Here is a 25658-nt window from a genome sequence, read left to right on the forward strand (position 1 = left end):
ATGGAGATCATCCATCCGGAAACCGCGTATTCGCAGGGCAAATATTCTTTCAGGCGTGATGCGCGCAGCCGGTCTCTGCTGTAACGACAAGGCCGTCGCATCTCTCCTGCAAAGGCCCCCGCCCATGACCCTGACGATCTATGGCTGCTATCGCTCGCGTGCCACACGCAATGTCTGGCTCGCCAACGAACTCGGCCTCGCATTCGCCCATGTCCCGGTGATCCAGGCCTACCGGCTGCCCGACCCGTCGGCGGCGGATGCGCCGCTGCATACGCGCAGCGCGGACTTCCTGAAGGTCAATCCCAACGGCCATATCCCGAGCATCGATGATGACGGCTTCAAGCTGCACGAATCGCTGGCGATCAACCTCTATCTCGCCCGCAAGCATGGCGGCCCGCTTGCGCCTGCGGATGCGCAGGAAGAGGGCCTGGCCGTGATGTGGTCGCTCTGGGCCGCCACGGAATGCGAGACCCATGCGCTGAACATCCAGTACCACATGGCCGCCTATCCGCCCGAAAAGCGCAAGCCCGAGCTGGCGGAAGCGGCGCTCGCCGCCCTGCCCGCGCCCTTCACGGTCCTCGACGGCGTGCTGGCCGAGGGTGGCGGCTACGTCATGGGCGGCCGCTTCACCGTTGCCGACATCAACGTCGCCGAGATCATCCGCTATGCGAAGCCGGCGACGCAGCTCTTCGACGCCGCGCCGCGCGTGAAAGCCTGGCTCGACGCCTGCCATGCCCGCCCCGCCTTCAAGGCAATGTGGCAGGCGCGCGAAGCCGAGGCAGCCTGAGGCCGCCCTTGATCATCGGGCCGAGCATCATGCCCGGTCCGATGATCAGGCCCTTGTTTTTGCATCCGCCTCCCCCGAAAACCGCATTCCATTTTTCGGGCCAATGCTGGCGGGAATCGGGTGGTCGGGCCGTGCCCGGCTGCCTACTGACGCAGGATGACCCGCCCAGCGAGCACAGGTCCTGCCGTGACACAGCCGACTCCCGCTCCTTCGCTGCGCATGGGCCCGACCGAGTGGCTCCTGCTCGTGGTCCTGTCGCTCCTGTGGGGCGGCTCGTTCTTCTTCAACAAGCTCACCGTGTCGGAATGGCCGCCCTTCGCGGTGGTCCAGGTGCGTGTCGGGCTGGCGGCGCTGGCGCTGCTTCTGGCGGTGCGGATCAGCGGACAGTCGATGGCGGTAGGTCGCAGCCTCTGGCTCGCCTTCTTCGGCATGGGCGTCCTCAACAATCTGATCCCGTTCAGCCTGTTCCTCTGGGGGCAGCAACAGATCGCCAGCGGCCTCGCCTCGATCCTGAACGCGACGACGCCGATCTTCGCCGTGCTGGTGATGCATTGCTTCGGCAATGAGAGGGCCACCGGGCTGAAGCTCGGCGGCGTGCTGGCCGGCCTCATCGGCGTCGGCATTCTGATGGGCCCCGATGCGTTCGGCGGCCTTGGTTCCAATCTGGCGGCGCAGCTTGCCTGCGTCCTCGCAGCGGTCTCCTATGCCTTCTCCGGCCTGTTCGGGAAGCGTTTCCGCGGTCTGTCGCCGCTCGTCGCCGCCACCGGCCAGCTTTCCGCCTCCACGTTGATGATGATCCCGATCGTCTTCGTCCTGCATCCGCCCTGGACGCTGCCCGTGCCCTCGCAACAGGCTGTCCTGGCTGCCATCGGCCTGGCGCTGATCTCGACGGCGCTGGCCTACATCCTCTTCTTCCGGATCATGCGCACCGCGGGGCCAAGCAACGTCATGCTGGTGACCTTCCTGATCCCGGTCAGTGCCATCCTGCTCGGCGTCGGACTGCTCGGCGAAAGCCTGCTGCCGCGCCATTTCGCCGGGATGGCGGCGATCTTCGCAGGGCTCGCCCTGATCGACGGCAGGCTTTTCAGACGGATGCGGCCGGCCGCCGGACTCTGAAAACCACACCGCTCCTCAAACCGCCTGAGCTTTATTGCCAAAAAAATGTGAAATGTTCTAGGGTCGCTTTCGCGGCAGCAGCCGTTATCGGGGCAGAACGCAACGACTGGAAGATATCGAAAAAATCGGTACGCCAGAGGGGACCAGAGGAACACCATGGATGTTCGGCAACTGCGATGTTTCATCGCGGTGGCGGAGGAGCTTCACTTCGGCCGAGCAGCCGAGCGGCTCGGCCTCGCACCACCAGCCCTCTCGCGGCAGATCAGCAGCCTGGAAGACGAGCTCGGCGTGAGCCTCCTGACCCGGACCACCCGGCAGGTCGCGCTGACGCGGGCCGGGCTGATCATGCTCGAGGAGGCCAAGGGCATCCTGATGAAGATGGAGCATGCCTCGCGCGCCGTGCGCCAGGCTTCGCTCTCTTCGGGCCGGGTGCTGCGGGTCGGCGCGATCGATGCCGCCTCGTCGAGCTTCGTGCCCGAAGCGCTGGTCGCCTTCCGGCAGCAATATCCCGGGGTCGAGATCAAGTTCGTCGAGGCGATGACGGCCGCCCTCGTCCAGATGCTGGAGGTCGGCAAGCTCGACCTCGCCTTGACACGACCACCGCGCAAGCCGACCGACTGCGCCTTCGAGATCCTGCGCGTCGAGCGGCCGATTGTCGTTCTGCACGAGAAGCACCCGCTCGCCGCACGCGAATCCCTGACGATGCAGGACTTGGTCGGCGAGCCCTTCGTGGTTCCCTCCAAGCGCATCCGGCCCTTCGCCTATGATCTGGTGATGGCCTATTTCGAGAGCGTCGGCGCCGTCCCCAACGTCACCATCGAGGCCACTGAAAAGCCGGCGATGATGTCGGCCGTCGCGGCGGGGCTGGGCATGGCGCTGGCGCCGGACTGGGTCTCGCGGCTGAGCTTTCCCGGCGTGACGATGCGGCGCCTGCGCGGCGCGCTGCTCGATCCGCCGCCCCCCGGCGCGCTCGTCGGCATCGCCTGGCGGCCGCAGCAGAAGCTGGCATGCCGCGACGACTTCCTGGCCATCCTGCGCGAGAGCGTCACCCTGATCGACGAACGCCATGTGCTGCCGTTCGCCATTCCCGCAACGAAGCTGAAACGGACCGCCCGCCTCGTCGGGTCGGCGGTCGGAGGAGCCTGATGAGTTTGAACCAGATCGAACGGGCGCAGGGGCTGCGTATCCGCTCTTCCCAGGACATGGCGGCCGGGCTGTTCATGATCCTGCTCGCGGGCCTCGCCCTCGTGCTGTCCAGCGACCTGCCGCTCGGCACGCTGCGCCAGATCGGCCCGGGCATGCTGCCGAAATCCTTCGCGGTGATCTGCGCCGCGCTCGGGCTGATGCTGTGCCTGGCGTCGCTGCGCTTCAACGGCGAGAAGCTGGCCGGCTGGTCCTGGCGCGGCGTCATCTTCGTGCTGGGCGGCGCGATCCTGTTCGGCCTGACCATCCGCGGCTTCGATCTCGGCCCGGTCAAGGTGCCGCAACTCGGCCTCGTCGTGTCCGGCCCTCTCGTCGTGCTGGTCGCCGGCTGCGCCGCGGAAGACGTCAAGTGGAAGGAGCTGATCATCTTCGCCGTGGTGATGACGACGTTCTGCGCCCTCCTGTTCAAATACGCGCTGAGCCTGCCGATCCCGCTCGCGCCCTGGCTGCTTGGAATCTGAGGTCATCATGGACGTTTTTGCCAATCTAGGCCTGGGTTTCGCAACGGTTTGGAAGATCGTCTGGTGGGCGCCGGGCTTCCTGCAGGGCGCCTTCGCCATCCCCCTGCCGATGAACATCCTGCTCTGCTTCGTCGGCTGTCTCGTCGGCACGCTGATCGGGGTCCTGCCCGGCGTCGGGCCGATCGCGACCATCGCAATGCTGCTGCCGATCACCTTCGGGCTCGATCCGGTGGGCGCGCTGATCATGCTCGCCGGCATCTATTATGGCGCGCAATATGGCGGCTCGACCACCGCGATCCTGGTCAACATCCCCGGTGAGGCGACCTCGGTGGTGACGACGCTCGACGGTCACCAGATGGCCAAGCAGGGCCGCGCCGGCGTGGCGCTCGGCACCGCGGCGCTGGGCTCTTTCTTCGCCGGTTGCGTCGCCACCGTCGTCATCGCAGCGCTGGGCGCGCCCCTGACCAAGCTGGCGTTGCTGTTCGGCCCGGCCGAGTATTTCTCGCTGATGGTGATGGGCCTGTGCTTCGCGGTCGTGCTGGCACGCGGCTCGATCCTCAAGGCCTTCTGCATGATCATGCTCGGCCTGCTGCTCTCCACCGTCGGCACCGACCTCGAAACCGGCCAGGAGCGCATGACCTTCGGTTTCGCGCCGCTCGCCGACGGCATCGACTTCGCCGTGCTGGCAATGGGTGTGTTCGGCTTCGCCGAAGTTCTGCGCAACCTCGAGAACCCCGAAGCGCGCGATGTCGTGCGCACCAAGATCGGCCGTCTCCTGCCGGACTGGAGCGACATCAAGCAGTCGATCAACCCGGTGCTGCGCGGCACCACGATCGGCGCGATCCTCGGCATCCTCCCCGGCAACGGCGCCGTGCTCGGCCCGTTCGCCAGCTACACCGTCGAGAAGAAGATCGCCAAGGATCCGTCCCGCTTCGGCAAGGGCGCGATCGAGGGTGTAGCGGGACCCGAGTCGGCCAATAATGCCGGCGCGCAGACAGCCTTCATCCCGCTGCTGACGCTCGGCATCCCGCCCAACGCCGTCATGGCGCTGATGGTCGGTGCCATGACGATCCATGGCATCATTCCCGGCCCCCAGGTGATGACGAAGAACCCGGACCTGTTCTGGGGCCTGATCGTCTCGATGTGGATCGGCAACCTGATGCTGCTCGTCATCAACCTGCCCTTGATCGGGCTCTGGGTGAAGCTGCTGCAGGTGCCTTACCGGCTGATGTTCCCGGCGATCCTGATCTTCTGCTGCATCGGCATCTACTCGGTGAACAACCAGCCGGTGGACGTCGCCTTCACCGCGATGTTCGGCCTGTTCGGCTACATCCTGATCAAGCTCGGCTTCGAGCCGGCGCCGATGCTGCTGGGCTTCGTGCTCGGCAAGCTGATGGAGGAGAAGCTGCGGCAGGCCCTGATCATCTCGCGCGGCTCGTTCTGGACCTTCGTCGAGCGGCCGATCTCGGCGGGGCTGCTGCTTGTCGCCGTGGCCGTTCTCGCCATCGCCCTGCTGCCGTCGATCAACAAGAAGCGCGACGAGGTCTTCACCGAATGACGGGGTTGCCGCGTTGATCTCGCGGTACCACCTTGCCGTCCAACAAGAATGAGGAAGGGAACACCATGAAGAAGCTCGCTCTCGGTCTCGCGGCCGCGATGTCCCTGGCTTTCGCCGGAGGCGCCAATGCCCAGGCCTATCCGACGAAGCCCGTCACGATGATCGTTCCGTTCGCCGCTGGCGGGCCGACCGACATCATCGCCCGGATCGTCGGAGACCATATGTCGAAGACGCTCGGTCAGCAGATCGTGATCGAGAACGTCGCGGGCGCCGGCGGAACCACCGGCATCACACGTGCCCTGACGGCTGCTCCCGATGGCTACACCATCGCGATGGGCCATCTCGGCACCTTCTCAGCGGCGCCAGCCACCTATCCAGGCCTGAAATACGATCCCTTCGCCGGCATGCAGGCGATCGGTCTGGCCGGCGGCACGCCGATCCTGATCGTCGCCCGCAAGACGCTGGAGGCGCCCGATCTGAAGGCCTTCGTCGCGGCTGTGAAGGCCAACCCCGACAAGTTCAACGAAGCCCATGCCGGTCTCGGTTCGGTCTCGTGGACGACCTGCACCCTGTTGAAGGGCCAGCTCGGCGTGCCGAAGCTGAATGCGGTGGCCTATCGCGGCACCGGCCCGGCGCTGAACGATCTCGTCTCCGGCCAGATCGACTTCATGTGCGACCAGATCGTCAGCGTTGCCGAACAGGTCAAGGCCGGCACGATCAAGGCCTACGCCATCGCCTCGGAGAAGCGTTCGCCGGCCCTGCCGAACGTGCCGACGACCACCGAAGCCGGCCTGCCGGACTACCAGATCGAGGCCTGGAACGGCATCGCCGCGCCCAAGGGAATCCCGAAGGAGGCGGTCGACAAGCTGGTTGATGCGCTCAACAAGGCCCTGAACGACGAGGGCACACAGAAGCGCCTGCTCGATCTCGGCACGGTGATTCCGACCGCAGCCGAGCGCACGCCCGACGGCTTCGCCGCCCTGATCAAACGCGACGCCGCCAAGCTCGATCCGGCGCTGAAGGCTGCTCCGAAATAGGCAGCCGCGACTGAAAAATCACATGACGGCGGGCTCCGGCCCGCCGTTTTTCGTTTCAGGCTTGCTTTTGCCGATGCCGCAGTTGACGCGGCAACCTTTTGATAAACCGTCGCTTCATGCCGCTGCGTGACGTTATGTAACATGTCGTGACCGATCGTCGCGGAACCGCCACAGCGGTTGGTTGTTGTCCCTCCGAACTTTGAGCAAACCTTGCTCTCGGAAGGAGAACAACCATGATCAAGAAGCTTGCACTTGTAGCCGCCATCGTCGCCATTCCGGCCACGGCCTTCGCTCAGACTCAGGTCCAGCAGCAGCCCTCGGGTGGTGCCACCGGCGGCGCCGTCAGCGGCGCGACCTCGGGTGCCATCGGCGGCGCGATCGTCGGCGGTCCTGTCGGTGCCGCAGTCGGCGGCGTCGGCGGCGCGGTGGTCGGCGCCATCATCGGCGACGCGGCCTCGCCGAAGTTCCGCACCTATGTCGTCGAGCAGAGCGTGCCGTCCTATCGCTACGCCGAGCCGGTCACGGTCGGCACGGTCCTGCCGGAAGAGGGCATCACCTATCGCGAGGTTCCCGCCGAGTATGGCGCGCCCGCCGGCTACCGCTACACGGTCGTGAACGAGCGCCCGGTCGTGGTCGAGCCGCGCACCCGCCGCGTGGTCCAGATCATCAACTGATCCTGCGATCGAACTGACCAGCCTATCGGCCCGCCCCAGAAATGGGGCGGGCCTTTTCGTGTTGGAGCCCTGCTGGGTTCGGAACAACCGCGCGGCCGCCTCGTTTATTCCATAAGCTTCGGAGACGTCTCGGTCCCATGCGACCGTTCAAGGCTCCGGTGTTTTGGTTTTGACGCGTTGCTCCCACAGCGAACCGCAACCCACTTCGCTCAGCAACGCTCCAGCATCTCAAGGAGATCGACCATGATGAAGAGATTAGCTTTTGCCGCGGCCCTTGCCGTGCTTCCCGCCACCGTCTTCGCGCAGAGCAGCGGTCCGGCCATCCGCGATCCGGCCGGAGGAGCGACGCGTGATCCTGCGCTTGGTGTCGTGGCTCCCGGCCCGGCTCTGACTCGCGATCCTGCCGGTGGATCGATGATCGACGATACACCGCGCTTCCGTACCTATGTGATGGAGCAGCGCGTCCCATCCTACGGCTATCAGCAGCCCGTCGCCGTCGGCGTGGTCCTGCCGGAGGAGGGCGTCGTCTATCGCGAGGTGCCGGCCGGCTATGGCGCGCAGGGCTATCGCTACACGGTGGTGAACGATCGTGCCGTAGTGGTTGAGCCGCGCACCCGCCGCATCGTCCAGATCATCAACTGATCCGGCATGGTCCACGGAGTGGTCGCGTCATCGCGACCTGACCGCTCCGGCGGATCAGCGGCCCGCTCCCGAAAGGGGGCGGGCTTTGTGTTGTAGAGTGTCGGCTCCGGCTCAGCGCGTGCCGAACATGCGGTCGCCGGCATCGCCGAGGCCGGGCACGATATAGCCGTGGTCGTTGAGCCGCTCGTCGATCGCCGCCGTCCAGATCCGGACATCCGGATGGGCGCCGCGCAGCCGCTCGATGCCCTCGGGCGCGGCCAGCAGGCAAACGAAGCGCAGATCCTTGGCGCCGCGTTCCTTCAGCCGGTCGATGGCGGCGACGGCCGAATTGGCGGTCGCCAGCATCGGGTCCATCACCACGATCATGCGCTCGGCAACGTCGGAGGGGGCCTTGAAGTAATACTCCACCGCCTGCAGCGTGTCGGGATCGCGATAGAGCCCGATATGGGCGACGCGGGCGGCCGGAACGAGTTCCAGCATGCCGTCGAGAAAGCCGACGCCGGCCCGCAGGATCGGCGCGAAGACCATCTTCTTGCCGGAGATGATCGGCTGCATCGACTTCGTCAGCGGCGTCTCGATCTCGATCATCTCGATCGGCAGATCGCGCGTTACCTCGTAGCAGAGCAACATGCCGATCTCGTTGAGGAGCTGGCGGAAGCTCTTGGTCGAGCGGTCCTTCTCGCGCATCAGCGTGAGCTTGTGCCGGACCAGCGGGTGATCGACGACGGTGACTCCGTCCTGTTGCGTGGTCATGCGGTCCATTCCCCTTTTTTGCCCTCAGCCCTCATCCTGAGGAGCCGCGAAGCGGCGTCTCGAAGGATGCTCCAGAGCGCACTGGAACATCCTTCGAGACGCAAGGCTCGCGCCTTGCTCCTCAGGATGAGGGCTGAATGGATGGTCAGCCAGAATCAAAACACCGTGCCGTCGCTGATGATCGTCAAGGGCGGACCGCCGCCCTCACGCTTCGTCGCCGCGATGCGCCGGCCGGCCGCCCAGGTGCCGCCTTCCAGCACCTTGGCCAGTGGCAGATCCTCGCGGCTTCGGCCGAGCCGCTTGCGGACCAGGCTGCCGATCTCGTCGAGCAGCGCCACCGTCAGCGCCCGCCATTCGACGACCAGCGTCGAGCCGGGCTCATGGGCGCGCGTCGCATCGGCCTCGTCCTTCAGCGCGATCACGCCCAAATCGAGGAACAGCCCGCCATTGCGGTATTCCGGCAGGCCGGTGAGATCGTCGATGTCGACGACCGCGATGCCGGCCCATTGCAGCGGCTCGATCAGCGAATAGGTCAGCCATTGCGACAGCTTGTGGAAGGGCACAAGCCCCGCCGTGACGCTGTCCTGCGCGATCAGGGGATGGCGCCAGGTGTCGCCGAGCGGGACGCCGGCCAGCGTCAGCCGCGACGGCCAGATGCCACCGAAACAGGCCAGCACCTCGGCCAGCATGTGACCGGCGCGCAGCGTGCCGGTCTCGGCTGCGCCCGCGAAACGATCGAACAGGTCGCCGGGACGCGCCATGCCCTGGCGTTCGAGTTCTTCGCCGAGCCGGTTGAGCAGCGCCGCACGGCCTTCGACGGCAAGCAGCGGATTGGCCGGGCCGGCCTGGAAACCCGCAGCCAGCGCAGCCGGATCGAGCCGCTTCAGCGCGGTGGCATCGACCCGCAGCGGCTGACCGGGATCGCTGGAGAACAGGCCTGCCGCGAACATGTCGAGAGAGGCCAGGGCCAGCCCCTCCGAGCGGGCGGCCTGCTTGCCACTGACCGCGTCGCGATAGGACCAGTCCGCGCCTGCGCCGGCATCGAGCAGCACGCTGACGATGGCGAGGTCGTAAGCGGCGCGGCCGCGCTCGCCAGCATCGCGGAAGTTCGCGCCGAGATCGAGCACGCTCCAGCGATCCATCCCGGCGATGACGAAATGCCGCCAGCGGGCATGGAAGGGAATGTCGAGCGTCGGATAATTGGCCCTGACCGTGTCGAGCACATAATCGGCGCAGGCTTCCAGCCGCTGCGGCGCGACAGTGAAATGCAGCAGCTTGCCGGCAAGGCCGAGCTCCAGCATCTCCTGGGCGCGGGCGCGGATGGCGGCCGGTTTCAGCAAGCCGCGGACGGCCTCGGGATCGCGATCTGGCATGGTCAGAACTTGTCGAGTTCGCGGCCGACCGTTGCCTTGAGCGCATTGTCGCCCGGCGCGCCGTCGGGCGAGTAGTACCCTGCCGCCTTCTTGGCCTCGATCTCGACCGAGGCGTCGAGCGGTATCAGCTCGGGCGGGATCGCGACGCGCTCACCGATCTCGATGCCGGACTGGACCATGGCATCGTATTTCATGTTCGACATCGACATCAGCCGGTCGATCCGGGTGACGCCGAGCCAATGCAGCACGTCGGGCATCAATTGCTGGAAGCGCGCATCCTGGACGCCGGCGACGCATTCGGTGCGTTCGAAATAGGTCGCGGCGGAATCGCCGCCCTCCTGGCGCTTGCGGGCGTTGTAGACGAGGAATTTCGTCACCTCGCCGAGCGCCCGGCCTTCCTTGCGGTTGTAGACGATCAGGCCGACGCCGCCGCCTTGCGCCTCCTTCACCGCCTCCTCGATGCCGTGCACGAGATAGGGCCGGCAGGTGCAGATGTCGGAGCCGAACACGTCCGAACCGTTGCACTCGTCATGAACGCGGCAGGCGACGCGGCTCTTGCCATCCGACAGGGCCGAAACCTCGCCGACGACATAGGCCGTGATCGAGCCAATCGGCGGCAGGAAGACGTGCAGATCCGGCCGCGTCACCAATTCAGGATACATGCCGCCGGTCTGCTCGAACAGCGTGCGGCGCAGCTCGTTCTCGCTGGTGCCGAAGCGCTCGGCGATGCCCGGCAGATGCCAGACCGGGTCGATCGCGATCTTGGTGACGCTGACATCGCCGGATTTGTGCAGGATGTGGTCGTCGGGCGCGAGCCGGTGGGCCGCCATCGCGGCGAGAATCTCGGGCAGGTTGAGGCGGGCCTTGGTGACGGCGATAGTCGGGCGGATGTCGATGCCCTCGCCGATCAACCGGCCGAAATCCTGCGCGACGCGATGGCCAAACGGGTCCATCGAGACGATCCTGCCCGGCGCAAACCATTGCGGCTGTTCGCGGATCTCGGCGGTCGGATGAGTGTTGTGCAGATCGGGGCGCTGCGAGGGGTTCATGGCACGGGCCGAGATCGCGAGCGCGCGATAGATCGAATAGGAGCCGCCATGGGCGCCGATGACGTTGCGGTCTCCCGGCGTCGTGGTCGAGGCGATGACGGGTCCGCGCTGCGCCGGTGTCTCTGCGTCCCAGCGGATCGGGAAGCGCGTCGCGGCGCTGCCGGGCTCGGGGTGGGAGGTCAGCCGGATATGGGTCGTGCGGTTCGACGCGTTCATCGCGATGTTCGCCTGCAATAGGAAAGGGCCCCGCGACGCAAAAACGTCCGGGGCCCTCTGGACCTAGTCAAGTGTGCAGCAGCGACAGCGCAGCGTCAATCGGGGCGCTTTGGGCGCTCTGCCGTCATGGTCGGGCTTGTCCCGACCATCCACGTCGTCCTTCGGCGAGACCTGTGTTCAAGACGTGGATGCTCGCCACAAGGGCGAGCATGACGGCCTTGGCTCAGAACACTGCGAGATAGCGCAGCAGCGAAATGATGCCGATGACGATGACGATGATCTGGACGACGTTCTTGATCTGGCTGTCGAGCGGCAGCATCCGCACGAGATAAAGCACAAGACCGATGACGAGAACGGTGATCAGCAGAGAAATGAGAATGCTCATGAAAATGAACCTTTTAAATCGGCCGTAGCCGGCCCCCCGGAGCCGATGCCGCGACGCATTCGCAGCACCCCCATCCGATGACAGAACGTCGCAGTGTGGGACTTGGTTCCGTTGGGATGGTTCGCTGGCGAAGGGGGCGGGTACGCTGGGAGCCGCGACGGAGAACCCCTCTCCTTAAGGAGAGGGGTAGGGGTGAGGTGTCGGCCCCTGGACCAGTGGGACGATACCCTCACAGTTTGGCGGCTGTGAGGGCACGGCAGCCGTGTCAAACGGCCGACCCCTCACCCTGCCCGCTCCCTACGGGAGAGGGTTCCCCGCGCTCTTCCGGAGAGACCGAGCCTATCCCGCGATGCGCCCGAAATCCGCGACCGCGCGCGTCGCCGCGCGGAGCTGGTTCAGCAGCCGCAGCCGGTTGGCGCGGAGCGCCGGATCGGGGTCGTTGACCGTGACCTTGTCGAAGAAGGCGTCGACGGCGGGCCGCAGTTCCGCCAGCGCCGACATCGCGCCCTCATAGTCCTCGGCCGCGACGGCGGCCTCGGCCTTAGGCGTCGCCTGTGCGAGCGCCACTGCCAGCGCCTTCTCCTCGATCAGCCCGGCATCGGCGATGAGCTGGAGGTCGGCAGCGCCGGCGAAGGCACCCTCGCCGTCCTTCTTTTCCTCGGCCCTGAGGATGTTGGCGGCGCGCTTGTAGCCGGCGAGCAGGCTCTTGCCGTCCTCGGTTTCGAGGAAACGCCCGAGCGTCGCGACGCGGCGGGTGATGAGCAGGAGGTCGTTCGTTTCGGCAATCGTGATGCTGAACTTGCTTTCCGTGACGATGGCCGGAGGGGGCACGACGGCATCGATCAGATCATGGCGAGCGCCCTGATCGCGCATCAGAACCCTCAATCTTTCATAGATGAACTGATTGAACCCATCGATGAAGGCCCAACTGCCTAGAAAAACCTCCGTAAGATCGACAGTTTTCCCGTCGTTAGGATCGATCTCGTTGGCATTGCCGTCGCTGTACCTGTCCGCAGCGCCGCCAAAGACATGGTCGATGTCGATCCGAATCTCATTGGTGAGAATCAGCCGAATCACTCCAAGCGCGGCCCGACGCAACGCATAGGGATCTTTGCTGCCGGTCGGCTTCTCGTCGATCGTCCAGAAGCCGGCGAGCGTGTCGAGCTTGTCGGCAAGCGCGACCGCCACCGAAACCGGATCGGTCGGGACCCGATCTGAGGGGCCGAGCGGCTTGTAGTGCTCCTCGATCGCCGCGGCGACGGAAGCGTGCTCGCCCTGAAGCTCCGCGTATTTGCGGCCCATCAGGCCCTGTAATTCCGGGAACTCGCCGACCATCTCGGTCGGGAGGTCGGCCTTGGCGAGCTTGGCAGCGCGCTCGGCGAGGTCGGGATCGGCGCCGACGATGGGGGCGAGTTCGCGCGCCAGCGCCGCGATGCGCTGCACCCGCTCGCCTTGCGTGCCGAGTTTGGCGTGGAAGACGACGCCGAGCTTGTCGAGCTTGGCCATGCGCTGGTCGAGCGGCTTGGACAGATCAAGCCCGAGCTTGTCGGCGCTGTCCGTCAGCGTGTCGAGATCGGGCAGGTTGCCCTTGTCGGTCGCGAAGAAATAGGCGGCATCGGAGAGACGCGCCCGCACGACGCGCTCATTGCCGGCGGTGATCGCCGCGCCGCCATCGCTGGCGATCAGGTTCGAGGTCAGCAGGAAGCGGTTGGCGAGGTTGCCCGTGGCGGGATCGCGCAGCACGAAGCATTTCTGGTTCGCCCGGATCGTCGCCCGGATCGTCTCGGCGGGGATTTCGAGGAAGCGTTCCTCGAAGGAGCCCATCAGCACGACCGGCCATTCGACCAGGCCTGCGACCTCCTCCAGCAAGCCCTCGTCCTCAACCAGTTCGAGGCCCTGCGCGAAGGCCAAAGTCTTCGCGTCGGCGAGGATGATCTCCTTGCGCCGGTCGGCATCGAGCACGACCTTGGCCTTCTCCAGTGCCGCGACGTAATCGTCGAAGCGCCTGACCGTGATCGCGCCCGGCGCATGGAAGCGGTGGCCATAGGTGATGTTGGCGGAGACGATGCCGTCGACCTCGAAGGCCACGATCTCGGGTTCTTCCGTCTCGGCGCCGAAGGTGCAGAGGATCGTATGCAGCGGGCGCACCCAGCGCAGGCTCGCGCCGGCCGCCGAGGCCTTGCCCCAGCGCATCGATTTAGGCCAGGGGAAGGCGCGGATCACGGCCGGGACGATCTCGGCGATGGCCGCGATCGTCTCCTGGCCGGGCTTCTCGATGACGGCGATGTAGCTATCGCCCTTCTTCGGGTCGCTGACGATCGTCGCCTGGTCGAGCGAGGAGAGGCCGGACGCTTTGAGGAAGCCCTGAACAGCGGCATCGGGCGCGCCGACGCGCGGGCCTTTGCGCTCCTCGCGGATATCGCTGCCGCGCACGGGCAGGCCGGCGATATGCAGGGTGAGCCGGCGCGGCGTGGCGAAGGCCTTGGCGCCCTCATAGACGAGGCCGCGCTCGACCAGCGCATCGGTGACGAGCTTGCGCAGATCGTCGGCCGCCTTGCGCTGCATGCGGGCGGGGATCTCTTCGGAGAAAAGTTCGAGCAGGAGATCGGGCATCAGTTTGCTCCCCCGCCCGCCGTCTTCAGCCAGGCGGCACCGCAGGCCTTGGCGAGTTCGCGGACGCGCAGGATGTAGCTCTGGCGCTCGGTGACCGAGATCACGCCGCGCGCATCGAGCAGGTTGAAGCTGTGGCCGGCCTTGAGGCACTGGTCATAAGCCGGCTGGACCATCAGATGACGCTCGCCGCTCTCGCCCTTGTCGAGCAGGGCACGGCATTCGGCCTCGGCCTCGGCGAAGCGCCGGAACAGCGCGGCCGTATCGGCGTGCTCGAAGTTGTAGCGGGAGTATTCCTGCTCGGCCTGCAGGAAGACGTCGCGATAGGTCACCTTCGCGTCGCCTTCGAGGCCGTTGAAGTTGAGCTCCATGATGCTCTCGACATTCTGCAGATAGCAGGCGAGGCGTTCGAGGCCGTAGGTGAGTTCGCCCGAGACCGGCGCGCATTCGATGCCCGCGACCTGCTGGAAATAGGTGAACTGGCTCACCTCCATGCCGTCGCACCAGCACTCCCAGCCCAGCCCCCAGGCGCCAAGCGTCGGATTCTCCCAGTCGTCCTCGACGAAGCGGATATCGTGCAGCAGCATGTCGATGCCGATGGCTTCGAGCGACTGGAGATAGAGCTCCTGCAGGTTCGGCGGGTTCGGCTTCAGGATGACCTGGAACTGATAGTAATGCTGCAACCGGTTGGGGTTCTCGCCATAGCGGCCGTCCTTGGGGCGGCGCGAGGGCTGGACATAGGCCGCGTTCCACGGCTTGGGACCCAGCGAGCGCAGCATCGTGCCGGGATGCGAGGTGCCGGCGCCGACCTCCATGTCATAGGGCTGGAGGATGACGCAGCCGCGTTCGGCCCAGAAGCGCTGCAACGTCAGCAACAGCCCCTGGAAGGAGCGCGTCGGGTCCATTGCGGGCGAGGTCGCGGCGACGGGATGCGAGGCGAGGACGGACAAGATGTCGAAGCCTTCCAAATGACGGGAATGGCCGCGTGCTTAGGGGCTGGCGGTGCTTTCGGTCAAGCGCGGGAGGCAATTGGAGCCGGACAGCTTCCGTTCATCCAGCGCGCGATAATCTCCCTCGTCCGTGAGATCCGCGGCGTTCGGGGCGAGCGCTTGAGCCGGATCGGCGGCGTCGAAGTCGAGTAGGAGAATACCATGCTGTCATCCCGCATCGTCGCCGCGGCCTTCGGCGCGCTCACCCTGGCCGCTTCCGCCTTCATCGCCGCTCCGGCCAGCGCCGCGCCGGTTTCCACTGGGACGGTCCAGACCACGCAGGCCCAGGGCGACCTCGTCGAACAGGCGCAGTATTATGGCCCTCGCCGCCATTATGGCCGGCCGCGCTATTACGGCCGCCCGGTCTATCGCCCGCGCTGCTTCGTCACCCAGCGCCGCGTCTGGACCGGCTATGGCTGGGTGGTACGCCCGGTGCGCGTCTGCCGCTGAGCCCGGCCCCGGCTGCCGAGATGCGGCCTCAATCTGAAGACAAGCTGAACGGCGCGACCAAGTGCCGTTCAGCTTTGGGAACCTAAACTGCCGTTCAGAGTAGCCTTGAACGTCAGAGTAGCCTTGCACTCAGGACGGCGGCAGACCGCGCAGCGAGAGGCTGGCGGCGCCCTAACGAGGAGGATCACGATCATGTTCCGCAAGACACTTCTCGCCCTCGCAGCTGCGACGACCCTGGGCGGCCTATCGCTTGCCGCCGCCCCGGCCAGCGCCGCCCCGGTCGCAGCCGGCCAGAGCGTCCAGACCGAGACCGGCCTGCTGCAGCAGGCGCAGTATTATTACGGCCCGCGCCGCTACTATGGCCCGCGCCGCTACTATGGCCCGCCGCGCTATTACGGTCCGCGCCGCTATTACGGGCCGCCGCGCTTCTATGGCCCGCCGCCGCTGTTCGTGCCGCCGGTGCCGTTCTACGGGCCGCGCTATTATTACTGATCGCGGTTTGGCGGTGATGGCCCGGTCTCAGCCGTCATCGCAAGCGCCGCCCTGCCCCGGTGCAGCGCCTCGCTTTGCGACGTGAAGCCGCCCTCGGGCGCATTGAGAACGAAAGCCGGCAGCAACGCTGCCGGCTTTTTGCTACTCATGACCGCCGTCACGACGATGCGGATCGCCGGCCGGTCTGCCAGCGCATGGATTGGGCGGATGGCGACATCGCCGAAGCCGGTGCCGAGAGCACCGAGAATCTCCGCCAGAGCCTCGGGCCGGTGGATCAGCACGATCCGCCCGCCCGGCCGCAGCAGACGGCGCGCCGCCCTGAACCAGGGCTCCAGCGAACCATCGACGACATGGGCGGCGCGGCGGTTGGGCACGGGCGAGGCTCTGGTCCCGCCCGGCGGGTAGAAGGGCGGATTCATCGCGACGCAGGCGAAGCTGCCCGCATGCAAGCCAGTCTCCGCCGCCGGGCCGGCGATATCCGCCGCCACGACGCGCGCACGACCGGTCAGCCCGTTGAGCACGATGTTCTCGGCCGCCAGCGCCGCGAGATCGGGGTCGCGCTCGAGCAGCACGATTTGCAAGGCCGGCTGCGCCAGCGCGGCGGCCAGCCCGACGGTACCGACGCCGGCGCCGATGTCGAGCAGCGGCCCCTCGCCAAGATCGGGCACGGCGGCGGCGAGCAGGATCGCGTCGCTGCCGGCGCGATGGCCGCGCCTGGGCTGACGCAGCAGGAGGCGGCCGTCGAGCAAGCGGTCCTCGACGATTTCGCCCAGCCCTGAAAACGTCTCAACCATCGCGCAATTCGGGGCCGAATCCGGCTTCGGTCAGCAAGGCGCGGGCGCGCATCCGGTCGGCCTCGCGCACCAGCAGCCGGCGCGGGAAGGCGCCGATCATGCCTTCGAGCGCGCTGATATGCTGGTCGGCGATCAGGCAATCGAGATTGGCCGAAGCCAGCAGCGCCTCGATGGCGCCGAGCAGGACGATGTCGTTGGTACGGACGAGTTCATGCATCGCCTGATGGAGCCCATCCGGGCACCGCCGCGCAAGCCCCTTGCACGTCGCCTGCCCTCCTGCGGCGTCATTCCAATGTGCGGGGGCTGGTCACCCATGCGACGGTTGTGGCAAGGCTGTACCGCGCCGCAAGCTGCGCAGGCTGCCGGAGTGGATGATATGGGCGTCGTCGTCGCGTTCGAGGACAAGGAAGCCGGCCAGAGCCAGGGCAATGCCCGGATCGAAACCCTGGTCGAGCTCGTGCGCGCCGATATGGAGCGCGTCAATGCGATGATCCTGTCGCGCACCGGCTCCAGCGTGACGATGATTCCCGAGGTCGCCAACCACCTGATCTCGTCGGGCGGCAAGCGCCTGCGGCCGATGCTGACGCTGGCGACGGCGGGGCTGTGCGGCTATCGCGGCGAGGGCCATGTCAAGCTCGCAGCCTCGGTCGAGTTCATGCACACCGCGACGCTGCTGCATGACGACGTCGTCGACCAGAGCGACATGCGCCGGGGCAAGCTCGCCGCCCGCATGCTCTGGGGCAACGAGGCGAGCGTGCTGGTCGGCGATTTCCTGCTCGGCCAGGCCTTCAAGATGATGGTCGAGGTCGGTTCGCTGCGGGCGCTCGACATTCTCTCGACGGCCGCCGCCGTGATCGCCGAGGGCGAGGTGCTGCAGCTCTCGGTCGCCAAGAACACCGAGACCACCGAGGACGAGTATCTCGCCGTGATCCGCGGCAAGACGGCCGAGCTCTTCGCCGCCGCCTGCGAGGTCGGCCCGGTCATCGCCAATGCGACCAAGGCGGACGCCGCCGCCTGCCGCAGCTACGGCCTCAATCTCGGCATCGCCTTCCAGCTCATCGACGATGCGCTCGACTATGGCGGCGTCGCCACCAAGCTCGGCAAGAACACCGGCGACGATTTCCGCGAGGGCAAGATCACCCTGCCCGTCGTGCTCTCCTTCCGGCGCGGCAGCGATGCCGAGCGCGCCTTCTGGAAGCGCACGCTGCAGAACGGCGACGTCCGCGACGGCGACCTCGAGGAGGCGCAAGGCATCATGAAGCGCCACCGCGCGCTCGACGACACGATCCAGCGCGCCGAGCACTACGCCAAGATGGCCAAGGACGCGCTCGGCCTGTTTCCGGCCACAGCCATGAAGCAGGCGCTGAACGAGGCGGTCGATTTCTGCGTGGCGCGGGCGCATTGAGCATCAACTCCCACCACGCCTAAGCGCCAAGCGCGGGGAACCCTCTCCCTACGGGAGAGGGTTCCCCGCGGCCTTCGACCTGTCCGCATACCGAAAGGCCCGTCCGGCCCCAAGCCGCGGGGTTTCTCACAGACGATCCCGAAGGGGATGCGCGGAGACGGGGGGCGCGCGGGCTTTGCCGCGTGCCGATGTCGAATGTCGATGTCGAGATGTCGATGCGACGCCGATCTCGCGCCGCCCGGCTCCGCGCGCGGGGATTTTGGGCATGGCCGGTCCATTGTCCCTGGCTAAGGAACGTCGGATCGGGTCGCCTCCGCAAGTCCCCGCCAGCGACGGCGAGACCTCACGAAACCCGCAACTGCACCCGGCCGCACGACGCCTCGCGACAGCCCCCTTGGTCGGGCACAGCGCGGGGAGGATAGGCATGGGAGTGGTGGGGCGGGGATAAGGTGGTGAGGGTTATGCCCGCTGGATCGCGATCACAGCGATGGCATCAAGCGCAGGCTACGCATTTCGTTTTCTGCATTCTCTTCACGCGAACCGGTATCCACTTCGCTCGAAAACGCTCTAACGATCGTTTCCGAGTCCGCCGGATACGGCGTCGATCTGCTCCAACTGGTTGAGCAGAGTCGAAATCGCTGTGATCATCTGGGGGAATGCGAAGGGTTTTGAGATCATCACGCTGTTTGGAACGCCCTGTGCGGACCAATCGACGGCGCTATCGCCACTCATATAGATCATTGGCATCGTCGGCACGGCTTGCCGGACATGCCGTCCGACCTCCCAGCCACTAACGCCTTTACCCAGTCTGATGTCCGAGACAACGGCTCTGATGTCGCCCGCGCGATCATCGAAGGCCGCCATGCCCTCGGCGGCTGAGGAAGCGGTGATGACCTCGAACCCCGCCTCGGCAAGAGCTGCTTCGACATCCATGAGGATCAGCGGCTCATCCTCGATCACCAGCACGACGAGCGGTTCCATCGATGGTACTCCCATAACGCCCACCAACCCCCGACCAGGCATATGGTTCGCTTCGGGACTTAAAATGCCTGTGCATCTTTAACAAACTGCGAGCCCGGCTCTTGGCAGCCACTCCTGCCCGGCTACGCGCAGCGGCAAGCGAGGCGTGGGAGGAGCCTTCGACGTGATGACCAAGGAGCTGTCGTGATCCTTCGAGAATGGCGTGGCCGCGCCGAGCCCGGCCGAGCGGGCGCCTACCCCGCGCATTTTCGCGCAAGGGTGGTGCAGGAACTCCGGCACGTTCCCGGCTTCCTGTGGGCGGAGCTTGTCCGGCGCGATCTCGGTGATGCGGTCGAGTTCACGGTGCTGACGCGATGGGCGTCGATGGCTGCGATCCGCACCTTCGCCGGCGAGGACGCAGCCAAGGCGGTGGTCGAGCCCGGCGCGGTGGCCGCGCTGCGGGACTATGACGCGCACGTCACGCATCACGAGGTGATCGACAGCGTCGCACCGGATGCCGGGTGATCCGGCTCACCGCCGATTGCGGGAGCGGGCGGGCAGCGCTCAGCGGCCCAACATCAGCTTTGCTCCGCAGGCGTCGAGGTTGGGCGGCGCGCCTGCCGGAAATCGCTTGCGGGCGATGTGGACCATGTCGGCGCGATGGCGCGGGCTGCCGAGATAGGCCTGCTGCGGGATCAGCGTGTCGAGCGGCGTGTGCAGGAAGGTCTGGATTTCGGCGCCGCCGGTCAGCGTCCAGAGCGTTTCCACGCAAGCCTCCCGCGTTTCCGCACAGGATGCGGCGCAGAAATCCCGAACCGGCTTTGCCTCGGGGGCCGTCATCAGGATGGCGCGCGCCGATGTCAGGGCCTGCTCGCGTGCCGGAGCGGAGGCGGCCTTGAAGGCGACGTCTGCTTCGGCCGCAATCCGCCCCTTGCGCAGGACGCGTCCGATGAGATTGGCCGCCGTCGGAACGGGTATGCCCGCGAGGCCTCCGACATCAACGCTGAAGAACAGCATCTGCTGCAGGCTGCCGGTCCATTCCGGCGACAGCGCCTCGGCGACGGCGGCGCGCAAGCGTCCGGCCGCCTCGGGCGCGGGCGGTGTCGGATAGGCCGCCGGCCACAGGCGCACCGCCGCGCCCCACCAGACCCAGAAGCGCATCTCGTTGGGCAGGCGGGACCCGGCATCGAACTCGGCGAGCGATTCCGGCCTGTGGTTGAACGCCATGGCCAGGGCCGTCCGCGCCGCATCGATCTGGCCGAGCGCCAGCAAGGGCGCAGGATCGCTTTTCTGCTGCGCCGCCTCGAACGCCTCGGCCAGCGCGCGCCGGGCCTTGACGCTGTTCAGCCAGGATTCGCCGGAAAGCCCGCCCGGTTTGCGCAGCAGGGCGATGCGCTGCGCCCGCTCCAGAGCGGGCACATAGTCGCCTTGCCAGACGCGAGGCTCGATCACGCCCAGAGCCAGCATCGCGTCCTCGTCGCCGGCCTTCGCCAGAGCCGACAGGGCAGGAAGCGCGACCGCGTCGTCACCCGCAAGCCAGGCCGCGATCGCATCATCGAGCGCTGCGGCACGCAGGGGGCAAACGGCCGAAAAAATGAGAGCCAAGGCCAGGAGGATACGCATCGGGCGGATTCCTTCTGTCTGTCGCAACGCCACAGAGCGTCCGAACGCGATCTCGACGCTACCGCCTGGTTGCCCCATGGGCAACGGCGTGCGGTCTCACCGCAGCAGGGTGGCCTTGACCCACCAGCCCGACTGCGCTTGCGCCAGCGCTCTGCCCGCTGCAGCGTTCGCGCGGCAGTCATCGAACAGGGCGAAGCAGGTCGCGCCCGAGCCCGACATGCGGGCGAGACGGCAGCCCGGCTGGCAGCGCAGCGCCGCCAGCACCGCGTCGATGACCGGGGCGACCCGCAGTGCCGGGGCTTCGAGGTCGTTGCCGCTTGTGGCAAGCGCCGCGATCAGGCCGGGCATCGTGTCGGGGACGAGCGAGGCCGATATCCCTGCCCCCAAGCCCGCCTCGCCGGCCTGCAATCCGAGTTCGCGGAACACCGCTACCGTCTCGACCGGCACGCCCGGATTGACCAGCAGGGCAAACAGAGGCGGCAGCGGCAGGGGTGGGCCGAGGCGCTCGCCGATGCCGGTCATGATGCGGGCGCGTGACTCGACGCAGACAGGCACATCAGCGCCGAGTTTAGCCGCGGCGCGAAACAGCGCGGGATCGTCCGGCGCCAGACCGTTCAGCCGCGCCAGCAGGCGCAGCGCGCCGGCCGCATCGGCCGAGCCGCCGCCGATGCCCGAGGCCACCGGCAGGCGCTTGACGAGGTGGAAGTGGCCGCTGCGAAGCGGGCCGATTTCTTCTGCGAGTGCGCGCGCCGCGCGCAGGACGAGATTGCTGTCATCGACAGCCAAGCCCTCGCCGCGCGGCCCGCCGATTGTCAGCCCGAGTTCGGGACCGGGTTCGAGCGTCAGCGTATCGCCGACACCGGCGAAGGCGACCAGGCTTTCAAGCTCGTGATAGCCGTCGGCGCGCCGGCCGATCACCTTCAAGGTGAGGTTGATCTTGGCCCGCGCGCGGGTGGTCAGCGATGCGGGCACGCGGGGATCGGCGGCAGGGTTCAGCCGCCGTCCTTCTTGGGCTCGGTCGCGTTCGGATCGACCGCGCTGGCGGAGGGGCCGTCTTCGATGCCGCGCTCGATCTTGCGCTTGATCTTGACCAGATCCTCGGGCTCGGGATTGAGGTCGCGCGCATGGTTCCACTGGAAGCCGGCTTCGAGCTTGCGCCCGGTCTTCCAGTAGACGTCGCCGAGATGGTCGTTGATCACCGGGTCGGAGGGGCGCAGTTCCATGGCGCGTTCGAGCTCGCGCACGGCCTCGGCATAGCGGCCGAGACGGTAATAGGCCCAGCCCAGCGAATCGGTGATGTAGCCGTCGCGCGGGCGCAGTTCGACGGCGCGGCGCAGCATGTCGAGCGCCTCGTCGAGCTTGAGATGCTGATCGACCAGCGAGTAGCCGAGATAGTTCAGCACCAGCGCGCGCTCGCGGCCGAGCGGCTCGGGCAGGAGTTCGAGCGCCTTGCGCAGATCGGCCTCGGCCTCGGGCCAGCGCTTGATGCGCTCGCGGGCGATGCCGCGGAAATAGAACAGATCCCAGTTGGCGCGGCCGGGCGCAGCGATCTTGGCGATCGCCTTGTCATAGGTGTCGGCGGCTTCCTGGAAGAGCTTGCGCGAGCGGTAGATGTTGCCGAGCGCCGAGAGCGCATCGACATCGTCGGGCCGCTCGCTGATCAGCGCCGTCAGATGCTTCACAGCCTCGTCAGGCTTGCCGAGGTTCTCCAGCGCGAGACCGGCCTGGATCTCGGCATTGGGACGCAGCGGCGAGGTCGTCGGCATCTTCTCATAGACCGCGACCGCGTCCTCGGGCTGGCGCGCGCGCTCCAGGATGTCGCCCAGCGTCAGGATGGCGAGATCGTGGTTGGGGTCGAGATAGATGGCGAGCCGCAGATAGAGCAGCGCGGCCGCCTCGTCGCCCTGGCGGTTGCCGGCGCTGGCGAGGCCATAAAGCACCTCGGCGGCGCCCTGCTGGGCATTGCCGACCTGGCGAGGCGGAGCCTGCTTCGCGGCGACCTTGGCGAGGCCCTCGCGCACGATCGGATGATTGGGCAGCAGGCGATCGAATTCGCCATAGGTCGCGGCGGCAGCCTCGAAATCGCCATTGCGCGCCTGCATGCGGGCCCAGAGATCGACCAGGCGAAGGGTCGTCTTCTCCGAATCATAAGCACTCTTCAGGCGCTTCTCGGCATCAGCCTTGCGGCCGGCGGCGTCGAGAATCAGCCCTGCATGGTAGTCGCGGAAGAGGTTGTAGGAGGTCTCGCCCTTCAGCCGCTCCAGCGTCTCGACGGCGCGCGTCGCCTGGCCGGAGCCGAGATAGGACCAGGCCGAGAGCAGCGTCGCGGTGATGTCGGCGGCGCGTCCGCGGCCGCCGCGCTGGAGGTGGTTGCGGGCGGTCTGGTAGCTCTTCTGCTTCAGTGCGCGGATGCCGACGGCGAGCTGCGCCAGCCCGTTGCTCGGATCGCGCTGGATCAGTCTGTCGGCGGCGCGGAAGGCGTCCGGCATCGCGCCATCGGCCAGAAAGGCGACGAAAGCCCGTTCCAGCAGGTCATTGTTCTGCGGATCGCCCTTGATCGCTTCGCGCAAATAGACGGAGGCCGCGCCCAGATCTCGCCCGGCTCCGGCGACGATGGCCGCGAGATAATTGCCCTCGAGGCTTTCGGCCGTGTCGAGCTGATCATGCGCGCGGGGAGTCGCACCTTGCGCCGCTGCGCCGACCGGCAAGGCCAGCAGCAACGCCAAGGCAGCCGCCGTGATCGGGCCACGGCTGTTCATTCCAAATACCACGACTGCCATTCTCCCTCGGTCGGCCGCCTCGCCAGTCGCGGGGGGCGTGGTCTTTGTGCTCGACCGTGACCGCTTCGCGTAGAGGTGCAAGATGGCCGTTTCCAGGCGGGCGGGCAAGCCGTGCGCCGGCCGAATGGTGCGGCGCCGTAGCGGCCATGTCACAGTCGCGCGAAACCGTGCGGCGCCGCAACGTTCCCAAGCATTCGTTATCGTTACATCAGGGATTGACGCGCTACTGTGCTTGCGTCGTGCCTGTGCCGCGACGATTCGAACAGGATCATTCTAATGAAAAAGATCGTTCTCAGCGTTGCCGCCGTTGTTCTGCTTGCCGGTTTTGCTGCCGGTTGCGCCCAGCCGGAGAAGCCGGCTCCGGCCGTGATCCGCAAGGGCTGATCAGTCCTCGCGGACGATCACGCAGACAGCCACGAAAAGGGCGTGCCGTAACCCGGCACGCCCTTTTTCTTTGAGATTTTGGGAACAGGCCGCGATGATCGGCCGCATCACATATTCGCGTATCCGGGGCCGCCGCCGCCCTCGGGCACCGTCCAGGTGATGTTCTGGGCCGGGTCCTTGATGTCGCAGGTTTTGCAGTGGACGCAGTTCTGCGCGTTGATCACGAAACGGGGATCGGTCTTCGCCTCGGCATCCTTGTAGACGACCTCATAGACACCCGCCGGACAGTAGAGCCGCGCCGGCTCGCCGTAGAGCGGCAGGTTCTTGTCGATGGGTATCGAGGGGTCGGTCAGCTTGAGATGAGCCGGCTGGTCTTCCTCGTGATTGGTCGAGGACAGGAAGACAGAGGACAGCTTGTCGAACGAAATCTTGCCGTCGGGCCTGGGATAGACGATCGGCTTGACCTCGCTGAGGAGCTTCAGCGTCGCGTGGTCAGGCTTGCCATGCTTGAGCGTGCCGAAAGGCGACCAGCCGAAGAGCTGATTCAGCCACATGTCGATGCCGCCGAGCCCGATGCCGAGCAGGGTGCCGTATTTCGACCAGAGCGGCTTGACGTTGCGCACCGGCTTGAGATCAGCGCCGATGGCTGAATCGCGCCAACTCGTCTCGATCTCGACGATCTCGTCATGCGAACGCCCGGCCGCCAGCGCGGGGACCAGCTTCTCGGCCGCCAGCATGCCGGAGACGATGGCGTTGTGGCTGCCCTTGATGCGGGGCACGTTGACGAAGCCGGCCGCGCAACCAATCAGCGCGCCGCCCGGGAAAGTCAGCTTCGGCACGGACTGGTATCCACCCTCGGTGATGGCGCGCGAGCCGTAGGACAGGCGCTTGGCCCCGTCGAACAGGTCGCGGATCATCGGGTGGGTCTTGAAGCGCTGGAACTCGTCGAAGGGCGAGAGCGTCGGATTGGTGTAGTTGAGGTGGACGACGAAGCCGACGGTCACCAGGTTATCGTCGAAATGGTAGAGGAAGGAGCCGCCACCGGTGCCGGCATCGAGCGGCCAGCCGAAGGAGTGCTGCACGCGGCCCTTGTGGAACTTCTCCGGTTTGACCTGCCAGATTTCCTTCAGGCCGATGCCGTATTTCTGTGGCTCGCGGCCGGCGTCGAGGCCGAATTTGCGGATCGCGATCTTGGAGAGCGAGCCACGGGCCCCCTCGCCCAGCAGCGTATAGCGGCCGCGCAATTCCATGCCGCGGGTATAACGCTCGGAGACCTCGCCGTTTTTGGCGATGCCCATGTCGCCCGTGGCGATGCCGAGCACCGCGCCGTTCTCGTCGAACAGCAGTTCGGCAGCGGCGAAGCCCGGATAGATCTCGACGCCGAGCGCCTCGGCGCGGGCCGCTAGATATTTCGTCACCAACCCGAGCGAGCCGACGAAATTGCCGTGATTGTTCATCAGCTTCGGCATGGCGAAGTTCGGCAGGCGGATGCCGTTCGGCTCGGTCAGGAAATAAAAGATGTCCTCGCTGACCTCGGTGGTCAGGGGCCGCTCCGCGTCCTCGCGCCAATCCGGCAGGAGCGCGTCGAGCCCCGAGGGATCGATCACCGCGCCCGAGAGGATATGCGCGCCGACCTCGGCGCCCTTCTCGACCACGACGGCCGAGATGTTCTCGTCGAGCTGCTTGAGGCGGATCGCCGCGGCCAAGCCCGCAGGCCCGGCACCGACGATGACGACGTCATAATCCATGCTCTCGCGCGGTTCGGCCTGTGCCTGTTCGAGATCCATCCTGCTCTCCCGAAGGCCCGCGCCGGCCTCAAAACCAATTAGTTTATATATGAACTATCTTGCTTGCCCATTCAAGACGGGCATAACGACAGTCTGGAAACCCTCTATCCAAGCACGCGTTCCAATTTGC

Annotated in this window: 25 protein-coding genes; 12 read left to right on the plus strand and 13 right to left on the minus strand. The window is 66.6% G+C overall.

The window, feature by feature from the left end:
* Positions 1-124 precede the first annotated feature (124 nt).
* The 8 genes from AC1DYU_RS09545 (at position 125) to AC1DYU_RS09580 (ending at position 7478) form a co-directional block, all read left to right on the plus strand.
* Positions 125-787 (plus strand): glutathione S-transferase family protein, encoded by a 663-nt coding sequence (locus AC1DYU_RS09545; RefSeq protein ID WP_476791421.1) that lies wholly within the window; start codon positions 125-127, stop codon positions 785-787.
* 219 nt (positions 788-1006) lie between these two features.
* Entirely contained in the window at positions 1007-1903 is an 897-nt protein-coding gene (locus tag AC1DYU_RS09550; RefSeq protein WP_476791730.1) for a DMT family transporter, read from the plus strand.
* Positions 1904-2059: 156 nt separating this feature from the next.
* Positions 2060-3049, plus strand: a complete 990-nt coding sequence (locus AC1DYU_RS09555; protein ID WP_158483839.1) for a LysR family transcriptional regulator — start codon at positions 2060-2062, stop codon at positions 3047-3049.
* Positions 3049-3567: a tripartite tricarboxylate transporter TctB family protein gene (locus tag AC1DYU_RS09560; protein ID WP_476791422.1), complete on the plus strand. Its 519-nt coding sequence runs from the start codon at positions 3049-3051 to the stop codon at positions 3565-3567. Before AC1DYU_RS09555 ends, AC1DYU_RS09560 begins: the two co-directional genes overlap by 1 nt.
* A gap of 7 nt (positions 3568-3574) precedes the next feature.
* On the plus strand, positions 3575-5125 hold the full coding sequence (locus tag AC1DYU_RS09565; protein WP_476791423.1) for a tripartite tricarboxylate transporter permease: 1551 nt from the start codon (positions 3575-3577) through the stop codon (positions 5123-5125).
* Between the two features lie 65 nt (positions 5126-5190).
* On the plus strand, positions 5191-6162 hold the full coding sequence (locus tag AC1DYU_RS09570; RefSeq protein ID WP_158483841.1) for a tripartite tricarboxylate transporter substrate-binding protein: 972 nt from the start codon (positions 5191-5193) through the stop codon (positions 6160-6162).
* A 233-nt stretch (positions 6163-6395) separates the two neighbouring features.
* Complete coding sequence (locus AC1DYU_RS09575) at positions 6396-6836, plus strand: DUF1236 domain-containing protein (protein ID WP_476791424.1); 441 nt, start codon at positions 6396-6398, stop codon at positions 6834-6836.
* Positions 6837-7079: 243 nt separating this feature from the next.
* Positions 7080-7478: a DUF1236 domain-containing protein gene (locus AC1DYU_RS09580; protein ID WP_476791425.1), complete on the plus strand. Its 399-nt coding sequence runs from the start codon at positions 7080-7082 to the stop codon at positions 7476-7478.
* Between the two features lie 111 nt (positions 7479-7589).
* Here AC1DYU_RS09580 and upp read toward each other — a convergent pair whose 3' ends face one another.
* The 6 genes from upp to AC1DYU_RS09610 form a co-directional block, all read right to left on the minus strand.
* The gene (gene upp / locus AC1DYU_RS09585) at positions 7590-8231 is read right to left on the minus strand and encodes a uracil phosphoribosyltransferase (RefSeq protein WP_158483844.1); all 642 of its coding nucleotides are present in this window, start codon (positions 8229-8231) and stop codon (positions 7590-7592) included.
* Positions 8232-8386: 155 nt separating this feature from the next.
* Entirely contained in the window at positions 8387-9604 is a 1218-nt protein-coding gene (locus AC1DYU_RS09590) for a URC4/urg3 family protein (protein ID WP_476791426.1), read from the minus strand.
* A gap of 2 nt (positions 9605-9606) precedes the next feature.
* On the minus strand, positions 9607-10869 hold the full coding sequence (locus AC1DYU_RS09595; protein WP_476791427.1) for a GTP cyclohydrolase II: 1263 nt from the start codon (positions 10867-10869) through the stop codon (positions 9607-9609).
* Between the two features lie 223 nt (positions 10870-11092).
* Positions 11093-11254 carry a Thivi_2564 family membrane protein gene (locus AC1DYU_RS09600; protein WP_171905132.1) on the minus strand — a complete coding sequence of 54 codons (162 nt, stop codon included), beginning with the start codon at positions 11252-11254 and terminating at the stop codon, positions 11093-11095.
* 339 nt (positions 11255-11593) lie between these two features.
* Positions 11594-13867 carry a glycine--tRNA ligase subunit beta gene (gene glyS / locus AC1DYU_RS09605; protein WP_476791428.1) on the minus strand — a complete coding sequence of 758 codons (2274 nt, stop codon included), beginning with the start codon at positions 13865-13867 and terminating at the stop codon, positions 11594-11596.
* A complete protein-coding gene (locus AC1DYU_RS09610; RefSeq protein ID WP_476791731.1) occupies positions 13867-14769 on the minus strand; it encodes a glycine--tRNA ligase subunit alpha in 903 nt (300 codons plus the stop codon). Before AC1DYU_RS09610 ends, glyS begins: the two co-directional genes overlap by 1 nt.
* Positions 14770-15015: 246 nt before the next feature.
* Here AC1DYU_RS09610 and AC1DYU_RS09615 point away from each other — a divergent pair, with 246 nt between their 5' ends.
* Complete coding sequence (locus AC1DYU_RS09615) at positions 15016-15303, plus strand: hypothetical protein (protein ID WP_476791429.1); 288 nt, start codon at positions 15016-15018, stop codon at positions 15301-15303.
* 192 nt (positions 15304-15495) lie between these two features.
* Positions 15496-15795, plus strand: a complete 300-nt coding sequence (locus tag AC1DYU_RS09620) for a hypothetical protein (RefSeq protein ID WP_158483849.1) — start codon at positions 15496-15498, stop codon at positions 15793-15795.
* Here the strand turns inward: AC1DYU_RS09620 and AC1DYU_RS09625 are convergent.
* Positions 15789-16589 carry a tRNA1(Val) (adenine(37)-N6)-methyltransferase gene (locus tag AC1DYU_RS09625; RefSeq protein WP_476791430.1) on the minus strand — a complete coding sequence of 267 codons (801 nt, stop codon included), beginning with the start codon at positions 16587-16589 and terminating at the stop codon, positions 15789-15791. The two genes, AC1DYU_RS09620 and AC1DYU_RS09625, sit on opposite strands and share 7 nt — an antisense overlap.
* Positions 16582-16806: a putative signal transducing protein gene (locus AC1DYU_RS09630; RefSeq protein ID WP_068176224.1), complete on the minus strand. Its 225-nt coding sequence runs from the start codon at positions 16804-16806 to the stop codon at positions 16582-16584. The genes AC1DYU_RS09625 and AC1DYU_RS09630 overlap by 8 nt, the downstream gene beginning before the upstream one ends.
* Positions 16807-16965: 159 nt before the next feature.
* On the opposite strand from AC1DYU_RS09630, the gene AC1DYU_RS09635 reads away from it, so the two are divergent.
* On the plus strand, positions 16966-17994 hold the full coding sequence (locus AC1DYU_RS09635; protein ID WP_476791431.1) for a polyprenyl synthetase family protein: 1029 nt from the start codon (positions 16966-16968) through the stop codon (positions 17992-17994).
* A gap of 567 nt (positions 17995-18561) precedes the next feature.
* Here AC1DYU_RS09635 and AC1DYU_RS09640 read toward each other — a convergent pair.
* Positions 18562-18975, minus strand: coding sequence for a response regulator (locus tag AC1DYU_RS09640; protein WP_476791432.1), 414 nt, complete (start codon positions 18973-18975; stop codon positions 18562-18564).
* A 183-nt stretch (positions 18976-19158) separates the two neighbouring features.
* Between AC1DYU_RS09640 and AC1DYU_RS09645 the strand changes: the two genes are divergently transcribed.
* Positions 19159-19479 carry an antibiotic biosynthesis monooxygenase family protein gene (locus AC1DYU_RS09645; protein WP_476791433.1) on the plus strand — a complete coding sequence of 107 codons (321 nt, stop codon included), beginning with the start codon at positions 19159-19161 and terminating at the stop codon, positions 19477-19479.
* Positions 19480-19518: 39 nt separating this feature from the next.
* Here AC1DYU_RS09645 and AC1DYU_RS09650 read toward each other — a convergent pair whose 3' ends face one another.
* The 4 genes from AC1DYU_RS09650 to AC1DYU_RS09665 all read right to left on the minus strand — a co-directional run bounded on the left by AC1DYU_RS09650 (position 19519) and on the right by AC1DYU_RS09665 (position 25528).
* The gene (locus AC1DYU_RS09650) at positions 19519-20577 is read right to left on the minus strand and encodes a hypothetical protein (RefSeq protein ID WP_476791434.1); all 1059 of its coding nucleotides are present in this window, start codon (positions 20575-20577) and stop codon (positions 19519-19521) included.
* Between the two features lie 96 nt (positions 20578-20673).
* Positions 20674-21549 carry a 4-(cytidine 5'-diphospho)-2-C-methyl-D-erythritol kinase gene (locus tag AC1DYU_RS09655; protein WP_476791435.1) on the minus strand — a complete coding sequence of 292 codons (876 nt, stop codon included), beginning with the start codon at positions 21547-21549 and terminating at the stop codon, positions 20674-20676.
* Positions 21550-21569: 20 nt separating this feature from the next.
* Positions 21570-23336, minus strand: coding sequence for a tetratricopeptide repeat protein (locus AC1DYU_RS09660; protein ID WP_476791436.1), 1767 nt, complete (start codon positions 23334-23336; stop codon positions 21570-21572).
* Between the two features lie 512 nt (positions 23337-23848).
* Positions 23849-25528, minus strand: coding sequence for an electron transfer flavoprotein-ubiquinone oxidoreductase (locus tag AC1DYU_RS09665; RefSeq protein WP_476791437.1), 1680 nt, complete (start codon positions 25526-25528; stop codon positions 23849-23851).
* Between the last annotated feature and the right edge of the window lie 130 nt (positions 25529-25658).

Source organism: Allobosea sp. P2_B12 (assembly GCF_056404835.1).